The sequence below is a fragment of the Cupriavidus sp. KB_39 genome (assembly GCF_052114485.1).
Taxonomy (GTDB): Bacteria; Pseudomonadota; Gammaproteobacteria; order Burkholderiales; family Burkholderiaceae; genus Cupriavidus.
The window spans coordinates 37,451-57,707 of the sequence record NZ_JBFREV010000011.1; the positions used below are offsets into that span (position 1 = coordinate 37,451).

22 protein-coding genes are annotated in these 20,257 nt (G+C 68.5%); 10 read left to right on the plus strand and 12 right to left on the minus strand.

All coding sequences use genetic code 11. The annotated features are described in order from the left end of the window. Positions 1-37 precede the first annotated feature (37 nt). A complete protein-coding gene (locus tag AB4Z27_RS11025; protein ID WP_255370851.1) occupies positions 38-1,522 on the plus strand; it encodes a DUF1254 domain-containing protein in 1,485 nt (494 codons plus the stop codon). A 41-nt stretch (positions 1,523-1,563) separates the two neighbouring features. Here the strand turns inward: AB4Z27_RS11025 and AB4Z27_RS11030 are convergent, their stop codons facing one another. From AB4Z27_RS11030 to gcvA, 6 genes are all read right to left on the minus strand, one after another. Then, positions 1,564-2,529, minus strand: a complete 966-nt coding sequence (locus AB4Z27_RS11030; protein ID WP_441592623.1) for a Bug family tripartite tricarboxylate transporter substrate binding protein — start codon at positions 2,527-2,529, stop codon at positions 1,564-1,566. 132 nt (positions 2,530-2,661) lie between these two features. Then, positions 2,662-4,152 carry an FAD-dependent oxidoreductase gene (locus AB4Z27_RS11035; RefSeq protein WP_441644467.1) on the minus strand — a complete coding sequence of 497 codons (1,491 nt, stop codon included), beginning with the start codon at positions 4,150-4,152 and terminating at the stop codon, positions 2,662-2,664. Next, complete coding sequence (locus AB4Z27_RS11040; protein WP_218158036.1) at positions 4,149-4,457, minus strand: (2Fe-2S)-binding protein; 309 nt, start codon at positions 4,455-4,457, stop codon at positions 4,149-4,151. Before AB4Z27_RS11040 ends, AB4Z27_RS11035 begins: the two co-directional genes overlap by 4 nt. Further along, positions 4,441-5,583, minus strand: coding sequence for an NAD(P)/FAD-dependent oxidoreductase (locus tag AB4Z27_RS11045; RefSeq protein ID WP_092295748.1), 1,143 nt, complete (start codon positions 5,581-5,583; stop codon positions 4,441-4,443). Before AB4Z27_RS11045 ends, AB4Z27_RS11040 begins: the two co-directional genes overlap by 17 nt. A 176-nt stretch (positions 5,584-5,759) precedes the next feature. Then, complete coding sequence (locus AB4Z27_RS11050) at positions 5,760-6,683, minus strand: LysR substrate-binding domain-containing protein (protein ID WP_092295745.1); 924 nt, start codon at positions 6,681-6,683, stop codon at positions 5,760-5,762. A 79-nt stretch (positions 6,684-6,762) separates the two neighbouring features. Beyond that, positions 6,763-7,647, minus strand: a complete 885-nt coding sequence (gene gcvA / locus AB4Z27_RS11055; RefSeq protein ID WP_441592621.1) for a transcriptional regulator GcvA — start codon at positions 7,645-7,647, stop codon at positions 6,763-6,765. Positions 7,648-7,745: 98 nt separating this feature from the next. Here gcvA and AB4Z27_RS11060 point away from each other — a divergent pair, with 98 nt between their 5' ends. The 3 genes from AB4Z27_RS11060 to AB4Z27_RS11070 are packed head-to-tail and all read left to right on the plus strand — an operon-like array spanning position 7,746 to position 10,782. Continuing rightward, complete coding sequence (locus AB4Z27_RS11060; protein WP_441644468.1) at positions 7,746-8,588, plus strand: EamA family transporter; 843 nt, start codon at positions 7,746-7,748, stop codon at positions 8,586-8,588. Positions 8,589-8,634: 46 nt separating this feature from the next. Next, positions 8,635-9,396, plus strand: coding sequence for an SDR family oxidoreductase (locus tag AB4Z27_RS11065; protein ID WP_441644469.1), 762 nt, complete (start codon positions 8,635-8,637; stop codon positions 9,394-9,396). A 54-nt stretch (positions 9,397-9,450) separates the two neighbouring features. After that, entirely contained in the window at positions 9,451-10,782 is a 1,332-nt protein-coding gene (locus AB4Z27_RS11070; RefSeq protein WP_441644470.1) for an aminotransferase-like domain-containing protein, read from the plus strand. A gap of 3 nt (positions 10,783-10,785) precedes the next feature. On the opposite strand, the gene AB4Z27_RS11075 is transcribed toward AB4Z27_RS11070, so the two are convergent. Further along, positions 10,786-11,544: a sulfite exporter TauE/SafE family protein gene (locus AB4Z27_RS11075; protein ID WP_441592618.1), complete on the minus strand. Its 759-nt coding sequence runs from the start codon at positions 11,542-11,544 to the stop codon at positions 10,786-10,788. Between the two features lie 112 nt (positions 11,545-11,656). Then, complete coding sequence (locus tag AB4Z27_RS11080) at positions 11,657-12,583, minus strand: LysR family transcriptional regulator (RefSeq protein WP_092295730.1); 927 nt, start codon at positions 12,581-12,583, stop codon at positions 11,657-11,659. A 91-nt stretch (positions 12,584-12,674) separates the two neighbouring features. Here AB4Z27_RS11080 and AB4Z27_RS11085 point away from each other — a divergent pair, with 91 nt between their 5' ends. Genes AB4Z27_RS11085 through AB4Z27_RS11095 form a run of 3 tightly spaced genes read left to right on the plus strand, consistent with a single transcriptional unit; the run spans position 12,675 to position 15,374 of the window. Further along, complete coding sequence (locus AB4Z27_RS11085; RefSeq protein WP_441644471.1) at positions 12,675-13,655, plus strand: Bug family tripartite tricarboxylate transporter substrate binding protein; 981 nt, start codon at positions 12,675-12,677, stop codon at positions 13,653-13,655. A 5-nt stretch (positions 13,656-13,660) separates the two neighbouring features. After that, complete coding sequence (locus tag AB4Z27_RS11090) at positions 13,661-14,632, plus strand: hydroxyacid dehydrogenase (protein ID WP_092295723.1); 972 nt, start codon at positions 13,661-13,663, stop codon at positions 14,630-14,632. A gap of 40 nt (positions 14,633-14,672) precedes the next feature. Further along, positions 14,673-15,374, plus strand: coding sequence for an RraA family protein (locus tag AB4Z27_RS11095; protein WP_255370865.1), 702 nt, complete (start codon positions 14,673-14,675; stop codon positions 15,372-15,374). A 19-nt stretch (positions 15,375-15,393) separates the two neighbouring features. On the opposite strand, the gene AB4Z27_RS11100 is transcribed toward AB4Z27_RS11095, so the two are convergent. Then, on the minus strand, positions 15,394-15,861 hold the full coding sequence (locus AB4Z27_RS11100; RefSeq protein WP_092295717.1) for a cupin domain-containing protein: 468 nt from the start codon (positions 15,859-15,861) through the stop codon (positions 15,394-15,396). A 162-nt stretch (positions 15,862-16,023) separates the two neighbouring features. Between AB4Z27_RS11100 and ydfG the strand changes: the two genes are divergently transcribed. Beyond that, complete coding sequence (ydfG, locus tag AB4Z27_RS11105) at positions 16,024-16,773, plus strand: bifunctional NADP-dependent 3-hydroxy acid dehydrogenase/3-hydroxypropionate dehydrogenase YdfG (protein ID WP_092295714.1); 750 nt, start codon at positions 16,024-16,026, stop codon at positions 16,771-16,773. Positions 16,774-16,782: 9 nt separating this feature from the next. Here ydfG and AB4Z27_RS11110 read toward each other — a convergent pair whose 3' ends face one another. Both AB4Z27_RS11110 and AB4Z27_RS11115 read right to left on the minus strand, forming a co-directional pair. Further along, positions 16,783-17,151: a cupredoxin domain-containing protein gene (locus tag AB4Z27_RS11110; protein WP_092295711.1), complete on the minus strand. Its 369-nt coding sequence runs from the start codon at positions 17,149-17,151 to the stop codon at positions 16,783-16,785. Positions 17,152-17,155: 4 nt separating this feature from the next. Further along, positions 17,156-18,043, minus strand: a complete 888-nt coding sequence (locus AB4Z27_RS11115) for a metallophosphoesterase family protein (protein WP_441644472.1) — start codon at positions 18,041-18,043, stop codon at positions 17,156-17,158. Between the two features lie 231 nt (positions 18,044-18,274). Here AB4Z27_RS11115 and AB4Z27_RS11120 point away from each other — a divergent pair, with 231 nt between their 5' ends. Next, positions 18,275-18,898, plus strand: coding sequence for an RNA polymerase sigma factor (locus tag AB4Z27_RS11120; protein ID WP_441592615.1), 624 nt, complete (start codon positions 18,275-18,277; stop codon positions 18,896-18,898). Then, the gene (locus tag AB4Z27_RS11125) at positions 18,885-19,697 is read left to right on the plus strand and encodes an anti-sigma factor family protein (RefSeq protein WP_441644473.1); all 813 of its coding nucleotides are present in this window, start codon (positions 18,885-18,887) and stop codon (positions 19,695-19,697) included. Before AB4Z27_RS11120 ends, AB4Z27_RS11125 begins: the two co-directional genes overlap by 14 nt. Positions 19,698-19,722: 25 nt before the next feature. Here AB4Z27_RS11125 and AB4Z27_RS11130 read toward each other — a convergent pair whose 3' ends face one another. Then, complete coding sequence (locus tag AB4Z27_RS11130; protein WP_092295699.1) at positions 19,723-20,169, minus strand: Ohr family peroxiredoxin; 447 nt, start codon at positions 20,167-20,169, stop codon at positions 19,723-19,725. Positions 20,170-20,257 lie beyond the last annotated feature (88 nt).

Below are 20,257 nucleotides of genomic sequence, written 5' to 3' on the forward strand. Positions count from 1 at the left end.
CCCACCGTGGTGGCACAACGCACGACCTTTCACCGACATGAGTAACCCATCGATGATCCGCATGCCATCCGCTGCGCTGTCCCCCTTGCTCGTTGCCGTGGCGCTGGCGTCTGCCGCTGCGACGCCCACCATGGCCCTTGCCGCGCAAGACGTGCCCGGAGCGGTGGCCGGGCCCGTGGCGGGGATGAAGATGACCGATGCCTACCTGCAGATGGCGGCGCGCGACATCTACTTCTGGGCGTGGCCGATGACCAATGTCTACAACCGCCGGCTGGCGTTCAAGGACCTGCCTCAACCCGGGCTGATGGGCGGGACGGTGCCGATCGCACCGTCCAACCGGCTGTCGATGCTGACCGACTACATCGCGCCGGACGAGCGCATGGTGGCGTGCCCCAACCAGGATGTGGTCTATGGCTTCAGCGTGCTGGCGCTGGACCAGAGCCCGGTGGTGGTGCAGGTGCCCGACTTCGGCAAGCGCTTCTGGGTTTATCAGGTGGTGGATCTGGGTACCGACAGCTTTGCCGAGCTTGGCAAGATGTACGGCACCAAACCGGGCTTCTACCTGCTGGTGGGGCCCGACTGGAAGGGCAGCGTGCCGAAGGGCATCACCAAGGTGTTTCGCGCCAGGAGCAACACCGGCGTGGTGATCCCGCGCGTGTTCCAGGATGACACCGCCGCTGACAAGCAGGCCGTGCAGGCATCGCTGGCAGGCGTGAACCTGTACCCGTTGGCCGAATACACGGGCAAGATGCAGACGCGGGACTGGGCCAAGCTGCCGCATTTCCCCAATCAGAATGCGGGGGACGCCGAGACCAAATGGGTGGTGCCGGAGACATTCTGGGCGACGCTGCCGCTGGTGCTCAAAGACGCCAGGCCGCTGCCGGGCGAGGAGACGAAGTACGCCCAGGCGCTGATGCTGGCAGACGCTGCGGCAAAGGATCCGCGCGTCAAGGACATGCTGGTCAAGGCCGCCGCGCAGGCAGACAGCGAGATCGTCGATCCGCTCTTCCAGTTCCGCAACTACGGCCTGCAACTGCCCGACCACTGGAGCACCATCAGCAACGGCGCAGCTTTTGGCACGGATTACTTTGCCCGCACGGCGGCGGCGAAATCCAACATCTTCGTCAATCGGCAGAAAGAGACCAAGTACTTCTATCAGGATCTGGATGCGAGCGGCGCCCGCCTGAACGGCCGAGGCGAGTACACGGTGACCTTTGCCAAGGGGGCGCAGCCCCCGGTGCAGGGATTCTGGTCGCTGACGCTCTACAACCAGCACCACTTCTTTGCCGAGAACAAGCTCAAGCGCTATTCCATCGGCACGAAGAACAAGGCCCTCAAGTACGGTGCCGACGGATCGCTCACGCTCTACATCCAGGCCGACTCGCCCGGCGCTGACAAGGAGAGCAACTGGCTGCCTGCGCCGAAGGACGAGGACTTCTCGCTGTACGTGCGCGCCTATTGGCCCGAAGCGGTTGCGCTGAACGGCAAGTGGACGCCGCCGCCTGCGGTAAGGGCGAACTAGCGCTGACGCGACGCTCGCCCTGCTTGAAGTATCGCGTGGGGTCAGTCCAGCTTGATGCCGACGGTCTTCACGACCTTGTCCCACTTCTGGGCGTCGCGGTTCACCAGTTGCGTGAACTCGACTGGGCCCAGCGCGCTCGGCTCCATGCCCTGTTTGGCGATCGAATCGCGGATCGACGGCTGYGCCACCACGGCGGCAATCTCCTGCGCGAGGCGGTTCACCGTCGGCATCGGCGTGCCGCCCGTCGTGAAAACGCCGTACCACGACACGACTTCGTACCCGGGTACGCCGGACTCGGCGATGGTCGGCACGTTCGGCATGGTTTCCACGCGCTTGGTGCTCGTCACGGCGAGGATGCGGACCTTGCCGGAATCGGCGCCGGCCTTGGCCGACGGCAGGCTCGCAAACGTCATCTGGGCCTGGCCCGCCATCACGTCCTGCATCGCCGGCGCATCGCCGCGATACGGAATGTGCGTGATGGAGACGCCAGCCATGCTCTTGAACAGTTCGGCCGACAGGTGCGAAATCGTGCCATTGCCCGGCGACGTCACATTGAGCTTGCCCGGATTGGCCTTGGCGTAGGCGAGCAGCTCCTGCACGTTCTTGACCGGCAGGTCATTGTTCACGACCAGCGCGTTGGCGGACTTGGCCACCAGCGACACCGGCTGCACGCCCTTGATGGGATCGTACGGCAGCTTGCTGTAGATGGACGGTGCGATGGCCTGGCCGCCGACGGAGCCCAGCAGCAGCACCGAGCCATCCGGCTTGGCACGCGCCATCTCGGCGGTGGCGATGGTGCTGCCGCCGCCCGGCTTGTTCTCCACCACGATGGTGACCTTGGTGTTCAGCTGAAACTGCGTGGCGACCGTGCGGGCGATGACATCGTTGCCACCGCCGGGCGCGAAGCCGACCAACATCCGCATCGGGCCCGGTGGCAAGTCCTGGGCCATGCCTTGGGCTGCGGCCAGCGCGAGGGCGAGAGCGGGGACGATCTTGGAAAACGCCATGATTGATTCTCGATAAGGGGGTTGAGGATTGCTCTCAGGATGTCGTCGCTGTGCTGGTTCGACTGGCGGGACGCGGGATGCCATGCATGACCCGGTCCGCGCTTCTGTTTTCATGTTGCTGCCTACTGCGCTTTACTTCTTGAAGCGGACCACGGCGTCCCGCGACGCCTGGGTCTGCGGCAGCGAGGCGATCTCGCCGAGCGTCACCGGCTTGGTGGGAAACCGCAGCCGGTAATAGCCCACATCACGCGGATGGCGCTGTTGTTCGTCGGCGATCAGTTCGGTCACGGTCAGCCCGCAGAGTCGTCCCTGGCAYGGCCCCATGCCGCAGCGCAGGAACGCCTTCAACTGGTTCGGACCCTGACAGCCGATGCGTGCCGCGTGGCGCACCTGTTCGGCGGTGGCTTCCTCGCAGCGGCAGACGATGGTGTCGCCCACGGGGCGGCGGAACTGCGGCAGCGGRCGATAGAGCACCTCGAAGAATTCGCGGCCTCGCGTGGCGCGTGCCAGCGCGGCGTGATGCGGTGCCGCCTTGCCGTCGCGCGTGGCGATGTCGATGCGACCCAGCGCGGCAGCGGCATGCACGGCGGCGATGCGGCCCCGATGCTCGGCGGCCACGGCGCCCGCGATGCCCGCGCCATCCCCGGCAATGCTCACGTGCGGCATCGACGTTGCGCCCCATGCATCCACCTGCGGCTCCCAGCAGTCCTGGCGCTCGTTCCAGACATGCTCGGCGCCAATGGCGCGCGACAGGTTGGTATTCGGCACTACCCCCTGATGCAGCAGCAGCTGGTCGATCGCCATGCTGTGGCGCTGGCCCGCCGCCTGATAGCGCAGTTCGGCGACCTGACCGCCGGCGCCGGCGATGGCCTCGAGCGCCGTGACGCCGCTCACGATCGGCACGGCCTTGCGGACCGCGCGCAGCAGCTTCAGCCCCTTGGCCAGATAGGGCGAGCGAAGGAAACCCCAGGCGTGCGGCAGCGCCTTGCGCCATTGGCCGCTATCGGTCGTCTCGAGAATCGCCTCGAGCTTCACGCCGGCATTCAGGTATTGATAGGCGAGCAGGTAGAGCAGGGGGCCGCCGCCCGCCAGCACCGTGCGCCCTTCGGGCACCACGCCCGAGGTCTTCAGCAGGATCTGCGCGGCACCGGCCGTGATCACGCCCGGCAAGGTCCAGCCCGGAATCGGGAAGGGCCGCTCCTGCGCGCCGGTGGCCAGGATGAGATGGCGGCAGTGCAGCAGCGCGGCCTGCGGATCCTGACCGGGCCGGGCCACYGAATAGGCGACCTCGAAGCCGGCGGGTTGGCCATCGCCCTCCGTACCCGGCTGCGGCTCGCGCGCATTGATCGACCAGACAGTTGCCGCCGACAGATGGCGCGCACCGCTGTTGGCAAACGGCTCCAGCAGGCTCTGGCCGTGCCAGTAGTCTTCGCCCAGGATCGCGCGATTCTGTACCGGCGTGCTGCTGATGGCGCGATAGATCTGTCCGCCGGGTGCCGGCTGTTCGTCGAYCAGCACCGTCGACAGGCCCAGCGCGGCAGCCTCGGTGGCCGCGGCCAGCCCGGCAGGGCCGGCGCCGACCACGAGCAGGTCGCAGGTTGCGATGTCGATGTCGAGGCTCATGCCGCCACCTCGCGTGCGCCGTGCTGGCGTTCCACGGTCATGCCATCGTGCACGCGCGCCATGCAGGCCTGCTGGTTGGGCCGGCCGTCGATGCGGACCAGGCAGTCGTAGCAGATGCCCATCATGCAATAGGGGCCGCGTGCGGCGCCGGACACGGCCGTGTCGCGGCAGGCCAGCACGCCGGCGGCGAACAGGGCCGCCGCCACGCTGTCGCCTTCCCGGCATTCCAGCGCGGTGCCATCCACGGTGACCCGTACTTTGCGATCCGTCGCTTGCAGGACGGCCGCGTCAATGCGTCTGAACATGGAATCTCCGGGTCGAAAAAGTGGCCAGCTCGGGTGGCAGCTCGCCTGCGGCGATCATGGGGGCGAGGTTCATGGCGTGCGTGGCGGCCAGCGTCACGCCGCTATGGCAGGTGACGATGAACGCGCCCGGATGCGTCGCCGATTGTTCGTAGACCGGGAAGCCGTCCTTGGCGCGCACGCGCAGGGCGGACCAGGCGCGCACCGCGCGCACGTCGCGCAGGGCGGGCAGGGTGCGCACGGCACGGTCGGCCAGCGTGGCCAGCACCGGCAGCGTGGTGACCTGTTCGGCGTAGCCCGCCTCTTCCTGGGAGTCGCCGACCAACCAGCTACCCTCGTCGTTCTGGCGCAGCGTGACCATGGGCGTGTCCAGCAGGCGGCGCGTGCGTTCGAGCACCAGGATCTGGCCGCGCTGCGGGGCCATCGGCAGGTCGATGCCCACCATGCGGCCCAGGTCGCCGTTGCGCAGGCCGCCGGCCAGCACGATCTTGCGCGCCCGCACGGTGCCGTTCGGCGTGGTCAGCACGAAGTCGCCACCGGGCTGCTGCACGATGTCCGTGACGCCGTGGTGCGGCAGGTAATTGACTCCGCTGGTGCTGAACGCGGTATGGAACGCGCGCAGCAGCTTGAGCGGATTGACGATGCCATCGTGCGGCGTCCAGATCGCCCCGGTGACATCGGGGCCCAGTCCGGGCACGAGCGAAGCGGCCTGATGGTGATCCAGCAGCTTCCATTCATAGGGCTCCACACCGGGCTGCGCCATCAGCGTGTTGACCCACGCCAGCCGCGCCTCGACCTCGTAGTCGCCCATCAGCGGCGTCAGGCCGCCTTTCTGCTCCAGGGCCACGTCGATGCCGGTTTCCTGCAGCAGGCCGGCGGCCAGTTTCGGCCACAGCCGCGTGGAGTTCAGCGTCCAGCGGCTGTAGGCGCCCATGCCGTAGCCCTTGCTCTGCAGCCAGACCAGGCCGAAATTGCCGCGCGAGGCGCGCAGGGCGATATCGCCTTCGTCGAGCACGGCGATTGTGCCCACGCTGCTGCGCAGGCCGTAGGCCACGGCCGAGCCGACCAGCCCGCCGCCAATCACGGCGACGTCGAACACGGGGAGTCGGGAGGTGGAGGCTGCGGTCATCTGCAGCACCTTCCGTGGGGGGATTGCGGGCCTTGGGCCCTGCTAGAAATCATGTCAGGTACTCGCAAGCTTCATGAAACCACCAGCCGAAGAAGCCCAAAAAAGCCCAATGGGCAGCGGTGTGTCAGTCCGAGCGAGTATGCGGAGCGCGCGCCGCGCGCGCAAATACGAGTCTGTCAGGCGTCTATACGAAAACCTGATAGCCCYGGGGGCAGGGATGCCATTTCGGCAGCGATGAGTTCCATCAGCCGCTCGATAAAGCGGTCCGCCAGCACGTTGGCAGGCCGGTTCCGGGCCAGCAGGAGGTAGCTGACGAACGGTATACGCGGCCGGAATGGCCGGACCACCACCTCGGCGGCGTGCATGCGGGCTACCAGCGGGTTCACGATGCCCACGCCCAGCCCGAGTCCGACCATCTTGCAGATGGTGGCGCCGTAGGGGGTTTCGAAGTGCATCACACGCCGGTCGTCGTCGGCGAACGCGGCGTCCACGGCGGCGCGCAGGCCATCGCCGTGACTCATCGAGATAAAGGACTCGCCGGCCAGGTCGGCAGGCGTGATGACGTCCAGACTGGCCAGACGATGGCCGGGCGGCAGCACGCAACAGCCCGCGAGTTCGGCCACGGGCTGGGCATCGGTGACGGCGGCGGGGGGCAGGAACGACACCAGCCCGAGGTCGCAGTAGCGGCTGCCGACGCTGTCGGCCACCAACTGCGTGCTGCCCGTTTCCATGGCGACGTTGACGCCGGGATAGTCGGCATGGAACCGCTGGAGCACCAGCGGGAGCACGGTCATGGCCAGCGAGGGCACTGCGGCGATGCGCAGCCGGCCCTTGCCGAACTGGCGGATGTTGCGGGCGGCGTCCTTCAGCGTGTCGAGGCCCACGAAGGCGCGTTCCACCTCCCGCAGGAACGCCAGGCCCTCCTCGGTGGGAATCAGGCGGCCGGCGTTGCGCGTGAACAGCGTCAGTCCGGTGGACGATTCGAGTTGCGCGATCAGCCGGCTCACGTTCGGTTGCGACGTGTACAGCTCGGTGGCCGCCGCGGTCATCGAACCRGAGCGCATCACGGCCTGGAACGCACTGATTTCCTTGAACTTCATGCCGGGGTCTTGGGAAGGCGGGGACTAGCGGGCGATGGTATACCAGATCCGTATGGGTCCGTAGCACATCGCCGCAGAATCACATCCCCTCCCGTTCCAGCCATGACTGGAACAGCCCGACCAGTTCATCGCCCCGTTTCTCGTCCGGCACGTAGGCGCAATAGCTGCGCGACGGCAGGCGCGGGCCGGCGAATGGGGCGACCAGCCGCCCGGCGGCGAGGTCGTCGGAGACCAGCGACGTCGGCCCCATGGCGATGCCGATGCCGTCGATGGCTGCCTGCAGGGTCAGGAAGAAGTGATCGAAGGTCAACGTGGCGGCCGGGCTCAGCCCGGGGATCTGCGCGCTCGCCAGCCAGTCCGGCCAAAGGCGCGGCAGGCTCGAGGTATGCAGCAGGGTGTGGTGGCGCAAGTCGCCCGGCACCCCGAGCGGCTGGCGCTGCAACAGCGCCGGGCTACAAACCGGCAGCCGCTCCTCGGTCAGGAAWGGCCGCATCGCGTAGCCGTAGAACGTGTCCGGACCCCCTCGGATGATCAGGTCGTGGTCGTCCTTCAGGCTTTCCAGTGGCCCGTTCGAGGTCTCCACCTTGATCTCCACATCGGGATGCTCGGCGCGGAATTTGGCCAGTCTCGGCACCAGCCAGCGCAGGGTGAAGGTCGCGGGCGCGTTGACGGACAGGGTCCGGGAGACCGGCCCGGGCACCCCGTAGCGCGCGGTAGCCTGCGCAAGCTGTTCGAACAAGGGGCCGATTTCCGCCAGATAGGCTTTCGCCGCCGGCGTCAGCGTCACGCGGCGGTTATGCCGCTCGAACAGCGCGGCGCCGAGCCACTCCTCGAGCAGGCGCACCTGCTGGCTCACCGCCCCATGCGTGACGTGCAGCGCGGCGGCGGCTTCCTTGAAGCTGCCCAGCCGGCCCGCGGCCTCGAAGGCCCGCAAGGCATTGAGCGGCGGCAATACCCGTTTCATGGCAATAGATTTTCTAACGCGATGTGGCAATTTATCTGGTTTGTCGTGCCGCTTCAAGATAGATATTCTTGGGCATTTCCTGCTCCCCTCCCACCCCAATGCTCAGCTATACCGGCGGTATCGTGCTCCTCGCCGCCGTGCTCCACGCGAGCTGGAACGCCATGCTGCACGGCAACCGCGACCGGTTCCTGTCGATGACGTGGATGAGCATCGCCATCGCGGCCGTCGCCACGCTCGTCGTCCTGCGCAACCCCTTGCCGGCCAGCGCCGCCTGGCCGTACATCGTCGCGTCGGGGCTCGTGCATATCGTCTACAACGTGAGTCTGGTGCGGTCCTATCGCCGCAACGACCTGGCGCTGGCCTACCCCATCGCGCGGGGCTCCTCGCCGCTGCTGGTCACGCTTGGCGCGGCGCTCTTCGCCGACGAGGCGATCGGCCCCTTGCGCGCGCTCGGCATCGCCATGGTCTCGGGCGGCATCATCGTGATCGCGCTGCAGGGGCACCGCGCGTCCCGCGCGGGTGCCTTGGCCGCGCTGACCACCGGGGCGATGATTGCGCTCTACACCGTGATCGACGGCATCGGCGTCAGGTTGTCCGGCGGGCAGGCGCTCAGCTACACCGCGTGGATGTTCCTGTTCTACTGGCTGATGCCGATCCTGTTCGTCGCGGTGCGGGGGCTGGCGCCGCTGTGGGCGCCGGTACGGTCCGAGCCGCTGGCGGTCGGTTCGTCGCTGGTCGGCGGGCTGGTGTCGATTGCCGCCTATGGCATCGTGATCTGGGCGCTGCAATCAGGCGCGATGGGCGCGGTCTCGGCGTTGCGCGAGACCAGCGTGGTGTTCGCGGTCCTGATTGGGCGGGTCTTCCTGCGGGAGTCGGTCAGCGGCACGCGCTGGCTCGCCTGCATCGTCGTCGCAGCCGGCGCGGTKTGCCTGGGGGTTTGAGCCTGCCACAATAGTTAATCAATCATCACATGAGGATGCACAAAACATGAATACCGTYCCGCAGGCACCGCTGATTCTGATTACGGGGGGCAGCCGTGGCGTGGGCGCGGCCACCGCGCGCCTGGCCGCCGCACARGGCTACGACGTGGCGATCAGCTACGTCGCCAACGAATCCGCCGCGCTGGCCGTGGTGGCCGATGTGGAAGCGCTGGGCCGCCGGGCCTTGGCCGTGCGCGCCGACAGCGCGGACCCCGAGCAGGTTGCCCAGCTATTCGCCRCCATCGACCGGACGTTCGGCCGGATCGACGTGCTGGTGAACAACGCCGCCATCCTCGCGCGGCAGTCCCGGCTGGAGGATCTCGATTTCGCGCGGATGCAGCGCATCTTCGCCGTCAACGCCATCGGCCCCATGCTCTGCGCCCAGCAGGCGGCCCGGCGCATGTCCCATCGTCACAACGGGCGGGGCGGCGTGATCATCAATATCTCGTCGGGCGCGGCCCGGCTCGGCAGTCCGAACGAATATGTCGACTACGCGGCGTCGAAGGGCGCCCTGGAGACCTTCACCACCGGCTTCGCCAAGGAAGTCGCGCGGGAGGGCATTCGCGTCAACTGCATCCGCCCCGGGCACATCTACACCGACATGCACGCCAGCGGCGGCGAGCCGGGACGGGTGGATCGCGTCAAGGACTCGATCCCGATGGGCCGGGGCGGCCAGCCGGAAGAGGTCGCCCGCGCGATCCTGTGGCTGGCCAGCGCCGACGCGTCCTACAGCACCGGCACCTTCCTCGATGTCACCGGCGGGCGGTGAGTCACAGGGGGGATAATCGGGACATTCCGATGATTGTCATGGACACGCGCTGTCATGCCCCAGCCCCGCTACAAGCAACTGGTCGACCGGCTTGCCGACGATATCCGCGCGGGCCGGCTGCGTCCCGGCACGCGGCTGCCCACGCACCGCGACCTCGCGGCGCGTGAAGGGCTGGCGCTGGTCACGGCCACGCGCGTCTACGCCGAACTGCAATCGATGGGGCTGGTAAGCGGGGAGGCCGGTCGCGGCACCTTCGTCAAGGAGGCGTTGCCGCGCGGGCAGGGCGTGGATCTGCTTGCCTGGATCGCCGATACGGTCGACCTGAGCTTCAACAATCCGGCGTTGCCGGGCCAGGCAGATCTGCTGCGGGCAGCGCTGCGCCAGCTGGCCGCCGCCGGCGACCTTGAGGCGCTGCTGCGCTACCAGCCCCACGGCGGCCGCGAGCACGAGCGCGCGACCGTGGCGCTCCATCTGGGCCGGCGCGGCGTGCCGGCCACCCCGGAAACCGTCTTGCTCACGAGCGGCGCGCAACACGCGCTGACGCTCACCGCCATGGCCTTGCTGGAGCCCGGCGACGTGGTGGCCGTGGATGCCCTGACCTACCCGGGCTTCAAGCTCGCCGCCGAAACTGGCCGGCTGGAACTCGTCCCGATTCCCGTCACCGCTCACGGGCCCGACCTCGACGCCCTGGAGGCGCTCTGCCGCCGCCGGCGCGTGCGTGCCGTGTACGCCATGCCGACGCTGCACAATCCGCTCGGCTGGGTGATGAGTGCCACGCGACGCCGCGAACTGGTCGCCATCGCCCGGCGGCATGGGCTGATGCTGATCGAGGATGCGGCCTACGCGTTCCTCGTCGAAGGGGCCCCCGCGCCGCTGGCCGCGCTGGCGCCGGAAGCTACCGTCTATGTGTCGAGTTTGTCGAAGAGTGTCGCCACCGGGCTGCGCATCGGTTTCGTCAGTGCGCCGCGCGAATGGGTGCCCCAGCTCGAACGGGCCATCCGCGCCACCACCTGGAATACGCCAGCCACCCTGACGGCCATCGCCTGCGGCTGGATCGAAGACGGCACCGTGGCCCGGCTCGAAGCCGACAAACGCCGGGATGCCGCGCTGCGCCAGCGCCTGGCCACGGAAGTGCTCGGCGGACTGGAGCGGGTCAGCCATCCCGCGTCGTACTTCGTCTGGCTGCCGCTGCCCCCCGARGTGCGCGSGGATGCCATCGCGATGGCGCTGATGCAGGCGGGCATCGCCGTATCGACGGCCCATCCGTTCGCCACGTCAGCGCAGGTGCCCCACGCCATCCGGCTCGCGCTCGGCTCCGTCAGCCTGCCAACGCTCAGGCAGGCGCTGGAAACCGTGGCGCGCGTGGTGGCCGACCAGTCCTGGTGAGCGTCAGAGCAGGTAGCCGGACGCGCCATCCCACAGCAGCTTCATCGCGGTCACCACCAGCAACCCATAGCAGGCCCGGTACATCTGGCGCTGGTCCAGCCGGGCATGCAGGCGCCAGCCGAGCCAGACGCCGGAAGGTATCGCCAGCAGGCAGATCGCCATCAAGGTCCAGACGGCGCCCACCGGCCTGGCCAGGAACAGCCACGGCGCCGCCTTCATGATGTTGCCGACCGTGAAGAACATGCTGGTCGTGCCGGCATAGACCTGCTTGCTCAGGCCGAGCGGCAACAGGTACATCGCCAGCGGCGGCCCGCCGGAGTGCGCGACCATGGTGGTGATGCCCGAGGTCACGCCAGCGGCCACGGCCTTGCGCGAGGAGCGCGGCTGTACCACGACATCGCCGCCACGCAGGAACCACATGCCCACGAAGGCCAGCGTGACGGCGGCCATCACGATGGCGATCGCACGGTGATCCAGCACCCGGAACAGCCCGTAGCCGACCCCAATGCCGACCACCAGCCCCGGTACCAGCAGCCGGAGGTCAGGTTTCGACCACGTGGAGGGCTTCCAGTAGCGCAGGCCGAACAGGTCCATCGCGATAAACAGCGGGGCGAGCAGTCCGCCCGCCGTCACCGGGTCCATCACCAGCGACAGCAGCGGAATGCCGACGATGGCAAAGCCGCCCCCGAAGGCCCCCTTCATGAAGCAGATCAGGAAAACCCCGGCGAAGGTGACGAGAATGGTGGTGGTGTTCAGTTCCATGGTGATGCGCGTCCTTGCGATGCCACCCGACGCCCGGAGCCGGGCTGGGAGGATGAGGCATCGTAATCCGCTGCATCAGGACAATCAAATAATTGTCATGGATACAATTTGCTTACGGCTTGGCCGCATCCCCCGGCGCGGCGCGGAACAGTGCCTCGCCGCGYTCCTGCAGYAGCGCCATCAGCCGTAGYGCRGCGGGCGACAGGTAGCCTTGCCGCCGGTACGTCACGCCCAGGCTGCGRCGCAGCGTGGCTTCCTTCAGCGGCACTTCGCGCAGGGTGTGCCTGTGCTCGTGCAGCGTATGCCGGGAGAGGAAGCTCAGGAGTTCGGTCTTGGCGATCAGCCGGGGCAGCAGCGGGATGGAATTCGCGTCGATCTGGGTGGCGGGCCGGGGCAGGTCGTGCGACTGGAAGGCCGCGTCCAGCCATTGCCGGCTGGGAATCGAGGCGGCAGGCAAGACCCAGCGCCAGGCCAGCAGGGATTTGAGCGTCACGCGCGGTAGCTGGAACACCGGATGCGTCCGGCTGGCGGCCACCACCACCACGTCTTCGACGATCGCATGACTGACGAGCGCGTCGTCATGCTCCGGCATCAATCCGATCAGCAGGTCGAGCGTGCCTTCCTTCAGGCGCTCGCGTAGTACCAGGCTGGGCGCCACCGTGATGTCGATGGTGGTTGCCGGCGCCTCCTCCAGCAGCAGGCTGCAAATCTCGGGCAAGACATGCTCGGCGGCGATCGGGCCGCTGCCGATCCGCACGTGCCCGGCGTTGCCCTTCGCAAAATCGCCGACTTCCCGCAGCGCCTCGTCCGTCGCGCCCCGCAGCATGCGGGCCCGCGCCAGCAGGACCTCGCCCACGGGCGTCAGCCGGATGCCGCGCCCCTTGCGCTCGAACAGTTCACTGCCGAACGCCGCCTCCAGGCGYTGCACCGCCTTGGTCAGGGCCGGCTGGGTGCGGCCCAGCTTTTCGGCTGCCTGTCCGATGTGACCGAGTTCGGCCACGACCTCGAAGTACCGCAGGTCCCTGAGCTGGATGTCCATCGATAACTCSKRGGAATGAAAACATGAACATTATCAAATAGACGGAATGTTTCTGCACGGCAAGAATGCGCCCATAACGAAAGGAGACACGATGCTGAACCTTCGCCTTCTGGCCGCCGCCGCCGTGCTGGCTRTCTGCAGCGGTGCCGCGAGCGCCGCCGACACCTGGCCCGCCAAGCCGATCCGGCTCGTGGTGCCGTTTCCGCCCGGCGGCGGCACGGATGCGGTCGCGCGGCTGATCGCCGAGAAGATGGCCACCCAGGCCCACTGGACCGTGGTGATCGAGAACCGGCCCGGCGCGGGCGGCAATGTCGGCATGGACGCGGTGGCCAAGGCGCCGGCGGACGGCTACACGATCGGCCTCGGCCAGACCGCGAATCTGGCGATCAACCCGGCGCTGTACCCGAAGATGCCGTTCGATCCCCTGAAAGACTTCGCGCCGATCTCCACGGTGGCGTCGCAGCCAGTGGTGCTGSTCGTCAACGCCAGCTCGCCCTTCAAGACCCTGAAGGACGTCGTGGCCGCCGCCAAGGCCAAGCCCGAGGCGCTGCGGATGGGCACGCCCGGCAATGGCACCGTGTCCCACCTTGCCGGCGAACTGCTGGAGCGGCAGGCGGGCTTCCGCATGCTCAACGTGCCGTACAAGGGCGCCAGCCCGGCCATGATGGATCTGCTCGGCAATCAGGTGGAGTTCAACTTCGCCAATACCGCCGCCGCGATGCCCCAACTGACGAACCAGAAGGTCCGCGCGCTGGCCGTGAGTTCCGCCCAGCGCCTGCGCAACGTGCCGCAACTGGCCGGCGTGCCGACCGTGGCGGAGTCCGGCTACCCCGGCTTCGACGCCATCACCTGGACCGGCCTCGTGGCGCCGGCCGGCACGCCGCCGGCCGTGGTGGACCGCATCAACGCGGAAGTGCGCAAGGCGCTCAAGACCCAGGAGGTGCAGGACAAGCTCGCCGCCGAGGGCAGTACGCCGATGGGCAGTACGCCCCAGCAGTTTGGCGACTACCTSCGCGCCGAGCACCAGAAGTGGGGCGCGTTGATCCGCGAAGCCAATATCAAGCTCGATTGAAACCCATGCACACCATTCTCGTCACCGCTCCCAAGCTCGCCCCCGCCGGGGTGGACCTGCTGACCCGCGCCGGCGCGCGCGTGCTGTACCTGTCCGCGTCCGGCGATGCCGGGGAAGTGGAGCGCATCATGGCCGCCGAGCCCGTCGATGCCGTCATCTCACGCACGGTGACGCTGTCCGCGCAGGCCATCGCCGCCTGCCCCACGCTCAAGGTCATCTCGAAGCATGGCGTGGGGGTCAGCAATATCGATGTGGAAGCGGCCACCGCGCGCGGCATTCCGGTCTACGTCACGCCCGGCGCCAACGCCCAGTCGGTCGCCGAGATGACGCTGGGCCTGATGTTCGCGGCGGCCCGGCGCATCGGCTGGATGGATGCCGAACTGCACAGCGGGCGCTGGTCGCGCGCGCAGGACGGCGTGGAACTGCTCGGCAAGACCATCGGGCTGGTCGGGTTCGGCCAGGTCGGCCAGCGCGTGGCGAAGGTCTGCCTGGCGCTGGGCATGCAGGTGGTGGCCTTCGACCCAGCGCTGGCCGGCCGTCAAAGTCCCGTCGATGGGGTGGCGTTGCTCCCGTCGATGGCCGACCTGCTGCCGCAGGCGCACGTGCTGAGCCTCCACGTCCCGCTTAACCGCCACACGCGCAACATGCTGGACGACGCCGCGTTCGACCAACTGCCGAAGGGCGCCATCCTGATCAATACGGCGCGCGGCGAAGTGGTGGATGAAACCGCGCTGGTGGCCGCGCTGCAGGACGGCCGCCTGTTTGCGGCCGGGCTCGACACCATGGCGGTCGAACCCTTGCCCGCCGGGAGCCCGCTGGCCGAGCTGAAGAACGTCGTGCTGACGCCGCATGTCGGCGGATCGACGCCGGCGGCACTGGCCGCGATGGCGAGCGCCGCCGCACAGAACGTGCTCGGCTGGCTGGATGGCAGCCCGATGGACCGTACCGCGTGCGTCAATCCCCAGGTCCTTGCCTGATCCCCTTTCTACCTTCCTGTTCCTGGAGTCTCCCGTGAGCCTGTCCGAATCCCCAGCACCCGTGCAGTGGCCTGCCGGCTACCGCATCAACCCCCGTGCGGATGGCCCGTCCGCCAGCATCGTTGCTGCGTTCCGCGAGATGCCCGTCGCCGCCATCGGCGACGCCATGAGCCGCAACATCGGCACGCTTGGCCTGCGCCAATACCATCGCCGGCTGGAGACTGTGCTGTGCGGCCCGGCGGTGACGGTGCGCGTGCGCCCCGGCGACAACCTGATGATCCACAAGGCGCTGATGATGGTGCAGCCCGGCGATGTGCTGGTCATCGACGGCGGCGGCGATGTCACCCAGGCCCTGGTCGGCGGCCTGATGCGCACCACGTGCGTCACGAAGCAGCTCGGGGGGCTGGTTATCGACGGTGCCGTCCGGGACTTGTGCGAGTGGGCCGAAGACGGCATGCCGATCTTCGCCCGGGGCCACACCCACCGGGGGCCCAGCAAGGATGGTCCGGGCGAGATCAACGTGCCGGTGTCCTGCGCCGGGCTGGCCGTGCTGCCGGGTGACCTGATCGTCGGCGATGCGGACGGCGTGATTGCCGTGCCGGCCGCCGAGGCTGCCCAGGTGCTCGAACGCTGCCGCGCCCATCTGGCCAAGGAAGCGAAGATCCGCGCGGAGAACGCGTCCGGCACCTCGGACCCCGAGCGCTTCGACGCGGCGCTGCGGGCCAAGGGGCTGCCGGTCTAGGTCGACCAGCCGCTGGGGATCAGGGCAGCAGGTGCGTATCCCCGGCGGCCTGCGGCGGCAGCTTGATGGCCAGCGCCTTGAATTCCCCGCTGGTGGCGATCGATCCCGCGTGCGCGGTGCCCTTCGGAATCACGATCAGGTCGCCCGGGCCGATCTCGCGCTGCTCATTGCCCAGCCAGAGCGTGCCCTTGCCGGCGATGATGTACTGGATCTCGTCGGCGCTGGTGTGATAGTGCTTCGGCACATTGCCGGCCTGCACGGCCAGGGTCCCGTGTGGCGTGGCCACCAGTCCCTTCGTGCGCAGCGTGCCCATGTTGGGGACTTGCGGCCCGATGTCGTCCGGGGTCATCGCCGCCAGGTTGATGATCTGCGGCGCCAGCGCGGCGGGCGGGGTTTGCGCGTGGGCCGGCGGCAGCGCCGTCGGGGCGGCAAGGTAGCCGCAGCCRAAGGCGGCGGTRATGGCGGCAAGCGTGGCAAGGCGGTGCATGTTGTTCTCCCTGGGGTGGTACTGCAATCGAGGCATCGCCACGACGCCAGCTCGGCGACACGGCTGGATTGTCGCACCGCGCCCCGCGCCCAGCAGTGGGGGAAACCCGCGGGGATCCGGTGTAGTATCGGTGCCCGAACCCGTCCCAGTTTGGAGAGCAAGATGATCGTTTTCGTTACCGGCGCCACCTCAGGATTCGGCGCCGCCATTGCCCGACGCTTCGCCACGGCGGGCCATCGCGTGATTGCCGCCGGACGCCGCGCGGACCGCCTGGCCGAGCTGGCCGACGCGCTGGGCCGCGACAAGGTGCTGCCGTTGATCCTCGATGTCCGCGACCGCGAAGCCGTGGCCGCCGCCGTGGCCGCGCTGCCGCCCGAGTTCGCCGAGATCGACCTGCTGGTCAATAACGCCGGCCTGGCACTGGGCCTGGAGCCGGCGCAGAAGGCTGACCTGGACAACTGGGACACGATGGTCGACACCAACGTGAAGGGCCTGATGTATATGACGCGCGCCGTGCTGCCCGGCATGGTGTCGCGCAACCGTGGCCACGTGATCAACATCGGCTCCACGGCCGGCGCCTACGCCTATCCGGGCGGCAACGCCTACGGCGCGACCAAGGCCTTCGTGCGCCAGTTCTCGCTGAACCTGCGCGCCGACCTGCAAGGCACCCGCGTGCGCGTGACCGACGTGGCGCCGGGTCTGGTGGGCGGCACCGAGTTCTCGTCGGTGCGATTCAGCGGCGATCAGGCTCGCGTGGAGAAGGTCTACGAAGGCGCGGACGCCCTGACGCCGGACGACATCGCCGAAACCGTCTTCTGGGCCGCCACGCTGCCCGCGCGCGTCAACATCAACTTCGTGGAAGTGATGCCGGTCACCCAGTCGTTCGGGCCGCTGGCGATTCACCGGGAGTAAGCGCTCCCCCTACGTCACCTCGATCGTCCCTCCCATGTCCTCGTGCCCGGTGCCGCAGAAGATGTCGCACAGGAAGCGGTAGGTGCCGGGTTTGCCGGCGGTCAGGGTGACCTGCACCGTGCGGCCGGGCGGCAGGTCGGCGCGGACGTGGAAGTCCGGGGCGCCGAAGCCCATCATGATGTCTTCGGCCGTCAGCGCCAGGATCACGGTCTCGCCGGCCTTGAGGGCGATCCGGTCGGGCAGGAAGACGAAGCGGCGCGCCCGGACCGGAATCACACGCGGGGGCGCCGCGTCCCCGCGCGTGATCATCCCCGCCAGCGCGCCGGCCAGCATCCATCCCAATACCGTGCGGCGGCCGCTTGCCGGGGAGGTGGTCATCGCCTCAGGCATCGCGCTGTACCGGTTGCTCGGTCAGGCCGAACGCATCCGGCGCGCGCGTGGCCTTGACCGTGCGCCAGCCGAGCCCGCGATAGGGCTGGGCCGGATCCCACGCCACCGGCGCGCGCTTGGGCTGCGAGCCGGCCGGCGGCAGCGGAAACATCAGCGAGCGCGCCGCGTGATGGGCGATATGCCCGGTCATGTGGTGGTGTTCCTGATGGATATGCCCGTAGAACACGGTGACGTGCCGGTACGGCATGAGCTGGGCCACCACGGCCTCGCCGTCGCGCGTGGCCCAGTCCCACTGCGGATAGAGATCGAACAGGGGCCGATGCGTGAAGACCACGATGCGTGCCTCGCGCGACTGCTTGCGCAGGTCGTCCGCCAGCCACGCGCGCTGGGTCTCGCCGACCTGGCCGGCCGGGTCCGACACGTTGTCCAGCACGATGAAGTGCACCCCCTTGTGATCGAACGTGTAGTGCGTGGGACCGAACAGCTCGCGATAGGCGGCCCCGGCGTCGAGGCTCGCGTCGTGCTCGCCCGGCATCAGCCACACCTTGCCCGCGCGCAGCGGCGCGATCAGGTCGCGGAACTCCCGCATGCGGCGCCGGCGCTCGTTCGGGTCGTCGGTGGTGTGGGTCAGGTCGCCGGTGAACATGATGAAGTCGGGTGGCGTTGGCAGCGCATTGACGGCCGCCACCGCCTTGGGCAGCGTCCCGCGCGCGTCGGGATTCGGCGCCCCTTCGAACCCCCAATGCGCGTCCGATAGCTGCACGAACACGAATTCCTCGTCCCGCCCCGCCGCCCAGCCCGGCAGCGCCGATGCAAAGACGGCGCCCCCGGCCGCGCCTGCCAGGCGCAGGATGTCCCGCCGCCGCCATGTTCCGTCCATGATTGCCTCCGTCGGTGTCGCGGGCATGGCCATCGCACGCCCCACCCCTGTCATACCGGCGGGGGCCGCCAAATATTCCCGGCGCCGGCGCGCGGGAATAGAATCGGTGCAGCGCCGGTATACAGGAGACCGCCTTGCGCCATCCACCCGCTTCGTCTGATTCGCTCGATTCGCTCGACTGCCTCGATGTGACTGGATTGCCCGACCGCTCCGTCCGGACCGAGGACTGACGTGGACGCCCCTGCCACGCGCCGCCGCTTCGACGCCCTCGTGCTGCCGCACCTGGACGCCGCCTACAACCTCGCCCGGTGGCTGTGCGGCAACACGGGCGATGCGGAGGACGTGGTGCAGGAGGCGTTCCTGCGCGCGTTCCGGCTGTTCGGCAGCTTTCGGGGCGACCAGCCGCGGCCCTGGCTGCTGGCTATCGTCCGCAATACGTGGTTCACGACCTGCGAGAAGCGCCGGGGCGCGGCGGAAACGGACTATGAGGAAGGCGAGATGGACACCGCGCTGCCGGACTGGCATGGCGCCGCCACGGACCCGGAGCAATGGCTGATGCGCGAGGAGGATGTGCGGCTGGTCCATGCGGCGCTGGCGCGGCTGCCGGTGGTCTTCCGCGAAGTCATCGTCCTGCGTGAATTGGAGGAACTGCACTACCGCGATATCGCCCGCATCGCGCAGATACCGGTCGGCACGGTGATGTCCCGGCTGGCGCGGGGCCGGCGCATGCTGGCCGCCACCGTCACGGCGCTGCGTGGCGAGGTGCCGGTTGCCGCCGCGCCGGCGGAGCGCCAGGACCTTGCGGACGTGCCACCCGCTCATCCCCCCGGAGATACGAAACATGGATTGCCATGACGCGCAGTTGCTCCTGCAGGCCTGCGCCGACGGGGAAGTCGGCGCGGCTGACAGTGTGCGGCTGGAACGACATCTCGAAGACTGCGACCAGTGCGTGGCCTGCCTGCGCAATCTCCAGGCGCTGCGCGCGGCGACGCGCCACGGCGCGCACTATCACCGCGCGTCCGCCGACTTGCGCGCGCGCATCGTGGCCGCGCTGCCCGGCGACGCGGCCATCGCACCGGACGCCGACGCGTCGCCCTCGCCCCCCTCGTCGGAAGGCTGGCGCCGCTGGTTCACGTGGTCGCCCGCCATCAACGCGGCCATGGCGGGCGTCACGGTGTTCGCCGTCGGCCTGGGCCTCCAGCAGCACGCCATGCGGCAGTCTCCGGCGGAAGGCATGGTCGACGCCGTGGTGACGAGCCACGTRCGCGGTCTGATTTCGAACCACGCCATCGATGTGGCGTCGTCCAATATGCATGTGGTGAAGCCGTGGTTCAACGGCCGTGTCGACTACGCGCCGGAGGTCCGCGACCTGGCGAGCGCCGGGTTCCCGCTGCTGGGCGGCCGGCTCGACTATGTGGATGGCCACCGGGTGGCCGTGCTGGTCTATCGGCGCGATGGGCATCCGATCGACGTGTTCGTGCTGCCAGACGCGCAGCGTGGGCCGGGCGGCAGCGGCGAAGCCGTGCAGCAGGGCTACCAGCTACAGCGCTGGGCGGCAGGCGGCATGCAGTACTGGGCCGTCAGCGATGCCTCCGCGACGACCCTGCGTGCCTTCGTGCAGGCATGGCGCAACGCGGAAGCGGTTGCGCCATGACCCCCCTTATCCCCCTTATCCCCCGTTACGCCGTCGCGACGGTCAGCGTGACGTCGATATTGCCGCGCGTGGCCTTCGAGTACGGGCAGATGGCATCGGCGCGGTGCGCCACGGCTTCGGCCGCCTCTTGCGCCACGCCGGGCAGGTTGACGTGGATGCGGCCCTGCAGGAAGTAGTCCGCGCCAGCCATGCCCAGATCCACCTCGATCTCGACCGACAGATCGGCCGGCACCGCCACCTTCARYTCCTTGGCCGCGAGGCCCAGSGCRGCGATATAACAGGCCGACCATGCGCCCGCGAAGAGCTGTTCGGCCGTCGGGTGGGACTGCACCGCTTCATAGGCATAGGTCGGCGCCGTGTCGTTGCCCGGCGTGGTGAGATGGAGGTCGACGTTGCCGTGATGGCGGGGGCCACCCTTGCTGCCGGTGGTGTGGGTCTTGCCGGTGAACAGTACTTTTTCGATCTTGGTCATGATGTGTGAGGGTCTCGCTGAATCTAGTGTGATTTAACAAATCGCATGCGATGTAATCGCATGCGTTGCATAATGGTTCACGGGACCG